Raw genomic sequence first — 9,351 nt, forward strand, 5'->3', positions numbered from 1 at the left:
GCCCGGCAGCAGGCAGGGCCCTTCGAACACGGCCGCCAGGCCTTCGAACACAAGAGATGACCATGGAAATCAAGAACTTACTGCTGTTAATCGCCGATCTCTGGATGATCTTCGTCGGGTTCACCTATGGCTGGAAATTCATTCGGAATTTCCGGAATTACCTACTCGGCCTCGAATGGACCATCGTTGCGACCTCCGGCACCAATTTCTTCTTCTTCGCATTGTTCGGCGCTCCTCGGAACAACCCGATGTACCACATCGCGCTCTTTTTCGATGCGTTCTCCAGGGCCGTCGGAATCACGTTGATTCTCGTCCTGGGGTTGATGAAGGTGACCCACCGCTACAAGCCTTCGCTGCCAATCGATATCGCCGTCTTCGCGCTTGCCACCGTCGCGGGCCTGTACCTGTCGATATTCGCCGACCGGATAGGCGTCGCCGGGGCGACCTTCTATGTCGTGGTGAACGTCATCACGTCCCTGTTCCTGCTCTACTTCGCGCGACGGCTCTGGAATATCGATGAGCGAGGACAGGCGATCGGGGTGGTCCTTGCCACCGCGGCGGGATTCGTCATCGCCGCGACGTACGACTTCTATCACATACCCGGCGATGACGAGGACCACACGTTCTTCTATATCGGTGCGCTCGCGACCTGGGGATTCCAGATGATGATGTACTACTACGGCTATCGCGCGCTGCACCGCCACAACGAGCGAACGGAATCCGATCAGCCCGTGGTCAGCCGGGGGCGGTCCAGATGATGGTGGAATCTGGCCGATAGGCGGACACGCCCGGCGGCGGCTGCGCGGGGTCACCTTTATCGTGAAGTAGTGAGGACACGATGAGCAGACGCCCGAAGCATGATCCCAAAGAGTCGGAACGCGAGATCCTCGACGCCGCAAAGGAGTTCCTGAGCGAGCGGCCGTTTCGTGAGATGACCGTCGATGCGGTGATGAGCCGCACCGGGCTCAAGCGTCCGGCTTTTTACGTCCACTTCCGAGACCGCCACGACCTCGTGTTGCGGGTTACCGACGAACTCGGGCAGGAAGTGTTCGGGATGGTCGACCGCTGGTTGGTGGGGACCGACCTGCTCAACGATGCCCGGGCGGCTTTCGAGGGACTGGCCGAGGTCTACCTGGAGCACGGCGCGGTATTGAGCGCGCTATCGGATGCGGCCGGCAGCGATGAGAAGGTCGACGCTGCGTACAGCGGCTTGGTGCAACGATTCATCGACGCCACCGCCAAACGCATCACCGACGATCAGGCCGCCGGCCGCATCAGCGCCGATCTCGATGTCACCGAAACCGCCCGTGCCCTGGTTTGGATGGACGAACGCTATCTGACCCAGGCGTTGGGCCGTGCCCCGCAAGCGGATCCGAAGCGGGTCGTCGACGTGCTCTACAACATTTGGATATCCGCGCTGTACGGACCGCCGCAGCTACCGGGCACGGACTCGAGTCAGGAACCGAGCCGAACCGCGCGGAGCGCGACATAGAGCTCCGCGGCGGATCTGGGATCCGAGCAGCGACGCCCGGTGAGGGTCTCGATTCTGCGGAGACGGTAGTGAATGGTGTTGCGGTGGTAGTTCAGCCGCTGCGCGACCTCGGTGTTCGATCCGCCGCAGTCGAACCATAGATCGAGGGTGTCGAGCAGGCTGTCACGGTCCTCGTCGTCGAGTTCGAGGATCGGGCCGAGGATTTCGTCGGCGAGGCTGCGGGCGGCCTCGGGCGCGCTGACCAGCACCAGCGGGAGCGGGGTGTGCCCGTAGACGGTGACGGCGTTCGAGCCGGGGTGGGTGCAGCGGGCGGCGAGTTCGGCCTCGCGCACGGCCGCGCCGGTCATCGACAGTGTGGTGAAGATGCGGCTGACGCCGACCCGGCCGCTCACGATCTGCCGGAGCCGGGTCAGCGAATGATCCAGTGCGCGTTGATTTCCGAGGCTGAGCAGCCCGATGCGAGCATCCGATTCGGTCAGCCACACCGAGTGCACGTAGGCCGCGCGCAGCCCGCCCTCCGCGCCCGGCACCGGATTGGTGGACGGCACACCGGACTCGGCGTGTACGACGACGAAGACACCGGCCCGCGGCAGGTGCAGCATGCGAACGATATCGGCCAGCGACGCGGCGTCGGTGTCGCTGTAGAACAAGGTGCGCAGCATGGCCTGCCGTTCGGCGTCGGCCCTGGTGACACGCTCGGTCAGGAAGCCGGAGTAGGCGTCGGCCGCCGCGCTCGAGTAGTCGTCGATGAGCCGCCAGACCTCCGAACCCAGTGTGGGCAGGATGTTTTCGCCGGACCGGTCCGCGGTGGCCAAGGACCGCTCCCAGATCAGCCGGCCCGCCAGCCGGTAGGCGTGCAGCAGCGCGGCGAGCGGAATACCCAGTTCGGCCTTGGCCCTGCCGACCTCGGTGGCCGCCTGTAGCCGTCGCCCGCTGATGCCCGCGAGCTGGCCGAGCATGGCCTCCAGATTGTCGTGGACGGCGGTGCGCAGCACGGCTTCCGGCAGGGCGGCGGTTTCCGCGTAGGCATGGTCTACGGTGCGGATGCGCCCGACCAGTTCACTCGTGAGGTCGTCGACGTCCGCGAGCAGGGTGTGGGCAACCGCCTCGGACCCGTTGGCGGGCGGTCCGATCAGGGCTGTCATGCGTTCGATAGTACGAAAATGACGAGATCGTGTTGTGCGCTGGAACACAGTCGGCAACCCGGATCCGCCGACTCGGGCACATGGTGTGGACCGGGGCTTCGCTTGCAGTATCGAGATCGATAGTGATCTGGGCCATATCGGCCCGAGTTCGATGCGAAAGCGAAGAGAGGTGCCGATCGTGTACGACTATGTCGTCGTGGGCGCGGGTTCCGCAGGATCCGTGCTGGCCGCCCGGCTGTCCGAGATCCCTGATGTGCCTTCCTGAACTATCGCACCGATCGGGAATCGCTGATGACCGCGTTGACGCCGGACCATGGAAGGTCTGCGCGTGGCCGACGCCTCGGTCATGCCGACGGTCGTGCGCGGCAACACCAACGCGGGCCACCATCATGATCGCCGAGAAGGCCGCCGACCTGATCGCGGCCGATGCCGGGATTTCGGGATAAGCGAGACTCTCGCCTCCGCCGCGCAGACCGAGTGACTCGCGGCGGACTCCCCACTGCGGGGACATGAATGGGTGAGCAGGCCCTACGCGCTGCTCATGAGGTCGATACCGGAAACGACGGTGTGCAGGCGGATCGCCTGCACGCCGTACCGGGTCCGCTACCGGGCGGGAGTATCCACGGCAGGGTGACGCAATCGCTCCATGCACTGCTTGCGCAGCGTGGACGCGGTCGCCCCGGTGAGCACCTGCGACGCCGAAGACGTCAGCAGCCGCATGAGACGGGCGTGAAACTCCTTCGGGCTCAAGCCGAAACGTACGAACGCCTCGGCGTCATTGCCACCGTACGGCGCCCAGGCGGTCGCGAATTCGAGCATCTCGCTCTCGATGGGAGTCATCGGCACCGCCTTTCGCTGCGGGTCACTCGGGGCCGGAACATGGCTGGATCCCGGCGGTGTCGGCGATCTCGTGGGCCTTGTGGACCGGAGCGTCGATTCGTGCGACGGTCGGGGTGCCCGCGGCGGCTCTGTTCCGAGGTCCGTCCAACGCCCGCCGTAGCTCCCACTATCGGGCCCACCGGTCGAGCCGACGGTGCACGAAGGATGTGCGCTGGTCATTCGGCCGACCTCGCGCGTTGGTTCTCGGGCATGGGCCCACTCCGCTTCTGTTGTTCATTTGCTGTCGCCACAAACGGGCGCTGAAACCGCGACCGGCCGACGGGCCGGGCAGTAGTCCGATCTCGAATTGAATTCGACTTTAGGAGGGTGGTGTGACGCTGTCAACAGCCATGAAAAGACGCGAATGGCGAGTTCGCGGTCGAAAAACCCTCGAGCGAGTCACCCCGCGTCCGGCTACGTGTCGGTGCGAGTCAGGACGCGGGCTCCGATTCGATGGGCGAGTTCGAGTGCGAGCTCGACGGCCAATCGGCGTTCGCCCGGCCGATGTCCGAGCAGCTCGGTGGCGCGAGAAACGCGTTGCAGCACCGTGTTTCGATGCGTGTGCAGGCGGGCCGCGGTACGCGGGGCGTTCTCGGCTTCCTCCAGGAATACGCGCAGGGTCTCGCGCAGCCGGGCGGCAGCGGGAGTGTCCGCCGCCAGTGGACCCAGCGTGTCGGCGACGAATTCGGCCGCGCGGGAGGGATTTTCCGCCGTCAGCGCGGTGACCTCCAGGTCGTGGAAGAGCGTGACCCGCGCGGCGTCCGGCTGCCCGGCGAGCAGGTTGTGCATCCCCAGCGCCGCCTCGTGCGAGCGGCGGAAGCCGGCGATGCCGGAGCGCGCCGGGCCGACCGCGACCCGGACGCCCGGGTGGGCCGCACCCAGCGCGCCGCGCAGGCCGTCGACCGCGAAGGCGGAACGGGTGCCCACCCACGCCCACAGTGTGGAACTGCCCGCGGACAGCGTGAGCGGGGGCCGCGCCCCACCGGCCCGCGCCAGCATCGCCGCCGCGGACTCCAGCGCGCCCTGGACCTCACCGGCCGGCGAAGACCACAGCACGAGTGCCGTGTGCGTGCCGGCGAGGTCGTATCCGAGCCGCTCGCTCGCCCGGCGGTTGTCGATCGGCGCGCCGTCGAGAATCAGCCGGATCGTCTCGGCGCGCCGGGCCAGCGCGCCACCGAGGATCTCCTCGCGTTCGCGCTGAGCGACCGAGATGACCCGGCCGACAACCTGATCGACGTACTCGAACATGCGCTGAGCGGAGATCTCGAGCAGCGGCACGAGCAGCGGACCCGATCCCGCGATCCGCGTGGCGTGCGCCAGGTAGTGCCGCCACGCGGTGTTCTGCCCGCGCCGATAGGACTGGAAGATCACGTCCAGATCCATGCCGCGCCGCGCGACCGTGCGGGCCACGTCGAGCGCTTCGGGCGGCACATCGATCGGGGATACGCGGGCCTCCCGGCGGGCGAGAACGGTCAGCAGCCGTGCGGCATTCGCGCGATTGCTGGCCGTCATGTCCGCGATCAGTGCCGCGTCGGCGCCAACCATGGGGGACAGCTCGATCTCGGCGGCATCCATCTCGGCGACCAGCTGGTCGAGATCGGCCAGCATCAACTCCGCCACTCGGCCCATGAGGTCGACGAGTTCGGGTGCCGGATCGGGACCATTCATGCACCCAGTGTGCAGCCGCACATTTTCGAGGGCAAATGCTGGCCCGGCGGACATACCCCGGCGGCGACCTCACTCCTAACGTGAACCGAATCACAGCCCCGCCTCTCTGCGGCCCAGGAGACCTTTCGTGACGATCCCGTCCAGCCACCACGACACCACCGATTTCGATGTTCTGGTCATCGGCGCCGGTATATCCGGTATCGATGCCGCCTACCACCTCGCGACCCGCCGCCCCGGCACGTCCTTCGCGGTGCTCGAAGCCCGCGACTCGATCGGCGGTACCTGGAGCCTGTTCCGATATCCGGGTCTGCGTTCGGACTCGGACATGCCCACCTACGGCTACGGCTTCAAGCCGTGGACGCATCGCAAGTCGATCGCCGACGGGCATCTCATCCTGGATTATCTGCGTGACACCATCACGGAAAACGGTCTGTCCGAACACATTCGATTCGGTCACCGGGTGCTCGACGCCCAGTTCTCCTCCGCCACCGGGCGCTGGACGGTCCTCGTCGAACACGGCGGCAGCGCGGAGCAGGTGCGATTCACGGCGCGATTCCTGTTCCTGGGCACCGGAATGTACGACCACCGTGCCGGATACACCCCTGATTTCGCCGGCCTCGACGAATTCGAGGGCCGCGTCGTGCACCCGCAGCATTGGCCGGCGGATCTGGACCACGCCGGGAAACGCGTGGTCGTCATTGGCAGCGGCGCGACGGCGGTGACGCTGATTCCCGCGATGGCGGGCAGCGCCGCCCACGTCACCATGCTGCAACGGTCGCCGAGCTACGTCATGTCGCTGCCCGCCGTGGACGTGATCGCCGGCGCTCTCAACCGGGTGCTGGGCGCCGAACGCGCCGCCACCCTGATCCGGCGGAAGAACATCATGATCACCCGCGGAATCTACAAGGCCTGCAAGCGCGCCCCGGGCTCGGCGCGTCGGCTGCTGATCGCCATGGTGCGGCGGCAACTGCCCGCCCATTTCGATGTCGACACGCATTTCACGCCCCGCTACAACCCGTGGGAGCAGCGGGTGTGCGTGGTGCCGGACGGTGACCTGTTCAAGGCGCTGTCGAGCGGCCGCGCCTCGGTTGTCACCGACCGCATCGCGCGCTTCACGCAGACCGGCATCCTGCTGGAATCGGGTCAGCAGCTCAGCGCCGACATCATCGTGACGGCAACGGGTTTCAACCTGTCGCCCTTCGGCCGGATCCGGTTCGAGGTCGACGGGCGACCGGTGGACCTGCCGCGGACAACGGTCTACAAGTCGATGATGCTCTCCGAGGTGCCGAACCTGGCCTTCGTGGTCGGCTACACCAATATTTCCTGGACGCTCAAGGCCGATCTGGTCTGCGAGCACTTCTGCCGTCTGCTCGATCATATGGACGCCAACGGTTTTCACACCGTCATGCCGGCGGCGGCCGACCCGGCCATGGAGCGGGTGCCGCTCGTGGACGACCTGCACTCCGGCTATGTCCAGCGGGGGATCGCGGGGTTCCCGCGGGCGGGAACTCGCGGCCCGTGGACAGTGGAGATGGCCTACGAGAAGGACGCCGAGCGCCTGCGCGAGAGTCCGGTGCACGACACCGCATTGCGGTTCACCTTCGCCGCCCCGGCGACCGTGGCCGCGGCGAGGTGAGCGCGATGCGGAACATCACCTTCACCAGCCATGGAACCCGTTGCGCCGCATGGCATTTTCCTGGGGTGGGCAGCGAGCCCGGGCGTCCGTGTGTGGTCATGGCGCACGGCTTCGGCGGCACCCGCGACGCCGGACTGCTCGGGTATGCCGAACCATTCGTCGCGGCCGGGTACGACGTTCTGGTCTTCGACTACCGTGGCTTCGGAGACTCCGAAGGCGCTCCACGACAGCGTGTTTCGTACCGACAGCAGCGCGAGGACTACCACGCGGCCATCGCCGTCGCTCGGCAGTTGCCCGGCGTCGACCCAGAACGCGTTGTGCTCTGGGGGACCTCCTACTCCGGCGGCCATGCCGTCGCGGTCGCCGCCCAGGACCGGCGGATCACGGCGATCGTGGCGATCACCCCCGCGATGGACGGACTCGCCACGCTGGCGCACGTCATGCGCCGTGCCGGTGTCGGTTACCTCGCACGCGCGGCCGGGCACGGGTTGCGTGACCTCGCCCGGAGCATCGCCAAGCGACCGCCGCACTACGTGCCGATCGTCGGCCCGACCGGATCGCCGGCCATCATGACCAGCCCGGGCGCGGTGGAGGCTGTCATCCCGGTCGCGGGACCGACCTGGCGTAACGAGGTATGCGCTCGGGCTGCCCTGGAAGTCGGGCTGAACCGGCCCACCACGTTCGCCAGGCGCGTGCCCTGTCCGATCCTGGTGCAGGTCGGCACGAACGACAGTGTCGCGCCACCGAGCGCGGCCCTGCGCGTCGCTGCGAAAGCCGGTCCGCGGGCGCGTATTCGCGAGTACCCCGTCGACCATTTCGACATCTATCAGGGCCCGTGGCAGCAGCAGGCGGTGGCCGACCAGCTCGAGTTCCTCACCGCTGTATTGCGGTGACCTCCACGTCCGCGATCGGCAGGTCAGAACTGCGGCCCGCTCCCGCACCGCACCGGCATGGGCCGCCCCGGATCCAGCGCGTTCAGAATCATCGCGTCCACACTCGGGTCGTACGCCAAGCCGCTGTGCCCGACCGGGTCGTCCGGGCACTGGTCCTGGACGACGAGGTCGGTGACGCCACCCTCGGCAATGGCCGCGGTGGCGGGCGGGGACACCATGGCGTCGTGCGCCGACACGATGGTGGTGTAGCGAATGCCGGTCCGGGCGATCGGGCCGTCGTGCAGCCGGGTCATCGCCGCCGAGCCGGGGGAGACGTCCTCACAGATCCCGCATACGCTCGCGAAAAGCCCGCGTAGCCCGAGTTGTGTTGCGCCGCCGATAAGTCCGCCGGTGATTCCGTTCGTGGGTGGTGCCAGGACGACGACCGCGCCGATCCGGTCAGCCGCTGCCGGGTCGGTCTTCGCGAGGTAGAGCGAAACGAACGCGCCACCGGAATGCCCGAGAAGGTCGACCTTGGCGGCGCCGGTCTCGGCCCGCACGCGGTCGATGAAGGCGGATACCTGCGGCACGGACACCGACACCCCGTCGATCCCGCCGTCGAAGGCGTTGGTCCCGCCGTAATTCAGGGAGTACACGCAGTACCCGGCATTCGCCAGCTTCGGCCCTAGATGCGCGAACCCGTTGTACTGATTGGCGGGAAAGCCGTGCACGAGCACCACCGGCCGCGGATGCGCCGCCGACGGTGCGCACGGCACATTCACGCCGGGCGCCGATTGTGCGGGATCCTGCCCGGACACCACGAACCAGGCTTCCCGGGCAACCATCTGCTCGAAAGTCGCCTCCGGTAGCGGATCGGCGGCTGTGGCCGTGCCGGGCGCAACGACGTTCGGTACCAAGGCAATCGCGGTGGTGGCCAGAACCGAGCCGACGCATTCGCGTATGCCCATGTCGAACTCCAAGAAACGAACGAACTTTTTCTCTCAGTCTAGTCCTATAAATTCCCCGCAGGTGGAGGAGTGTTTCTGGAATCTCGACGTTCACGGTGGTTCGTCTGAACCCCCGTAGGAATCTCCAACCCGACGCGGCAACCCCGGACGTTCTGTTGAACTCCTCCCCAATTGATCGCACCGGTGCCGGAGGAGGACAGTCGACAGCACCGTTCACCCCCACCCCGGATCGCGATACATGTCAGCAACACCCGCACATCGCACACAACGGACCCGCTACACCTCAGTCGGCGGAAAACAGGCTGCATGGCGCATGATCGGTAGCAGCATCGAAATCCTCGCTCTCACCGTCACAAACGCCGCCCGACCCCCCGACCCCGCCGCCTTCGACGACAACACCTGCCACGACCTGTGCTGGGCCCGTGAACGTTTCACCAAATTCGCCGACCTATGGGACGCAATCCGCAGCGAATACTGGCAACTCCTCTTCCACTCCGACGCCCACTTCACCTAATGGGAGTCGATCAGTTCATTCCGGCCCGGTAGCGATCGGGGTCGGGAAGGCTGGTCGCCGAGCCGCCGGCCGGTGAGCACCTTCCTCGCCTGGAATGATGTCCGATTCCTAGGGCTAGATCGTGCCCCGGCCGGTCGGTGAGGCAGCCTGTAGCGCTGATGGGATGTCGTGCCGATC

9 protein-coding genes and 1 pseudogene are annotated in these 9,351 nt (G+C 66.7%); 6 read left to right on the forward strand and 4 right to left on the reverse strand.

The features are described 5' to 3' along the window. The first annotated feature begins 62 nt into the window (after nt 1-62). Both ACFXIV_RS19240 and ACFXIV_RS19245 read left to right on the forward strand, forming a co-directional pair. Nucleotides 63-758, forward strand: a complete 696-nt coding sequence (locus ACFXIV_RS19240) for a transporter (RefSeq protein WP_379400967.1) — start codon at nt 63-65, stop codon at nt 756-758. 80 nt (nt 759-838) lie between these two features. Then, complete coding sequence (locus ACFXIV_RS19245) at nt 839-1,492, forward strand: TetR/AcrR family transcriptional regulator (RefSeq protein WP_379400968.1); 654 nt, start codon at nt 839-841, stop codon at nt 1,490-1,492. Here the strand turns inward: ACFXIV_RS19245 and ACFXIV_RS19250 are convergent. Further along, nucleotides 1,456-2,637, reverse strand: coding sequence for a PucR family transcriptional regulator (locus ACFXIV_RS19250; protein WP_379400969.1), 1,182 nt, complete (start codon nt 2,635-2,637; stop codon nt 1,456-1,458). The genes ACFXIV_RS19245 and ACFXIV_RS19250 overlap by 37 nt on opposite strands. A gap of 307 nt (nt 2,638-2,944) precedes the next feature. Here ACFXIV_RS19250 and ACFXIV_RS19255 point away from each other — a divergent pair. After that, nucleotides 2,945-3,083: pseudogene (locus tag ACFXIV_RS19255) on the forward strand (GMC oxidoreductase); the annotation flags it as partial. 157 nt (nt 3,084-3,240) lie between these two features. Here ACFXIV_RS19255 and ACFXIV_RS19260 read toward each other — a convergent pair. Both ACFXIV_RS19260 and ACFXIV_RS19265 read right to left on the reverse strand, forming a co-directional pair. Continuing rightward, on the reverse strand, nt 3,241-3,477 hold the full coding sequence (locus ACFXIV_RS19260) for a hypothetical protein (RefSeq protein ID WP_379400970.1): 237 nt from the start codon (nt 3,475-3,477) through the stop codon (nt 3,241-3,243). Between the two features lie 453 nt (nt 3,478-3,930). Next, nucleotides 3,931-5,184: a PucR family transcriptional regulator gene (locus ACFXIV_RS19265; protein ID WP_379400971.1), complete on the reverse strand. Its 1,254-nt coding sequence runs from the start codon at nt 5,182-5,184 to the stop codon at nt 3,931-3,933. Nucleotides 5,185-5,311: 127 nt separating this feature from the next. Between ACFXIV_RS19265 and ACFXIV_RS19270 the strand changes: the two genes are divergently transcribed. Both ACFXIV_RS19270 and ACFXIV_RS19275 read left to right on the forward strand, forming a co-directional pair. Further along, on the forward strand, nt 5,312-6,820 hold the full coding sequence (locus tag ACFXIV_RS19270) for a flavin-containing monooxygenase (RefSeq protein WP_379400972.1): 1,509 nt from the start codon (nt 5,312-5,314) through the stop codon (nt 6,818-6,820). 5 nt (nt 6,821-6,825) lie between these two features. Next, the gene (locus ACFXIV_RS19275; protein ID WP_379400973.1) at nt 6,826-7,713 is read left to right on the forward strand and encodes an alpha/beta hydrolase; all 888 of its coding nucleotides are present in this window, start codon (nt 6,826-6,828) and stop codon (nt 7,711-7,713) included. 23 nt (nt 7,714-7,736) lie between these two features. Here ACFXIV_RS19275 and ACFXIV_RS19280 read toward each other — a convergent pair whose 3' ends face one another. Beyond that, a complete protein-coding gene (locus tag ACFXIV_RS19280; protein WP_379400974.1) occupies nt 7,737-8,660 on the reverse strand; it encodes an esterase/lipase family protein in 924 nt (307 codons plus the stop codon). A gap of 313 nt (nt 8,661-8,973) precedes the next feature. Between ACFXIV_RS19280 and ACFXIV_RS19285 the strand changes: the two genes are divergently transcribed. Next, nucleotides 8,974-9,174, forward strand: coding sequence for a hypothetical protein (locus ACFXIV_RS19285; RefSeq protein ID WP_379400975.1), 201 nt, complete (start codon nt 8,974-8,976; stop codon nt 9,172-9,174). Nucleotides 9,175-9,351: the final 177 nt, after the last annotated feature.

This window comes from Nocardia sp. NPDC059236, assembly GCF_042754085.1.
GTDB lineage: Bacteria > Actinomycetota > Actinomycetes > Mycobacteriales > Mycobacteriaceae > Nocardia.

Bases quoted from the DNA above. Each gene is read 5' to 3' on its own strand.
- ACFXIV_RS19265 (WP_379400971.1), bottom strand. From the start codon at position 5,184: ATGAATGGTCCCGATCCGGCACCCGAACTCGTCGACCTCATGGGCCGA.
- ACFXIV_RS19240 (WP_379400967.1), top strand. From the start codon at position 63: ATGGAAATCAAGAACTTACTGCTGTTAATCGCCGATCTCTGGATGATC.
- ACFXIV_RS19280 (WP_379400974.1), bottom strand. From the start codon at position 8,660: ATGGGCATACGCGAATGCGTCGGCTCGGTTCTGGCCACCACCGCGATT.
- ACFXIV_RS19285 (WP_379400975.1), top strand. From the start codon at position 8,974: ATGATCGGTAGCAGCATCGAAATCCTCGCTCTCACCGTCACAAACGCC.
- ACFXIV_RS19275 (WP_379400973.1), top strand. From the start codon at position 6,826: ATGCGGAACATCACCTTCACCAGCCATGGAACCCGTTGCGCCGCATGG.
- ACFXIV_RS19260 (WP_379400970.1), bottom strand. From the start codon at position 3,477: ATGACTCCCATCGAGAGCGAGATGCTCGAATTCGCGACCGCCTGGGCG.
- ACFXIV_RS19245 (WP_379400968.1), top strand. From the start codon at position 839: ATGAGCAGACGCCCGAAGCATGATCCCAAAGAGTCGGAACGCGAGATC.
- ACFXIV_RS19250 (WP_379400969.1), bottom strand. From the start codon at position 2,637: ATGACAGCCCTGATCGGACCGCCCGCCAACGGGTCCGAGGCGGTTGCC.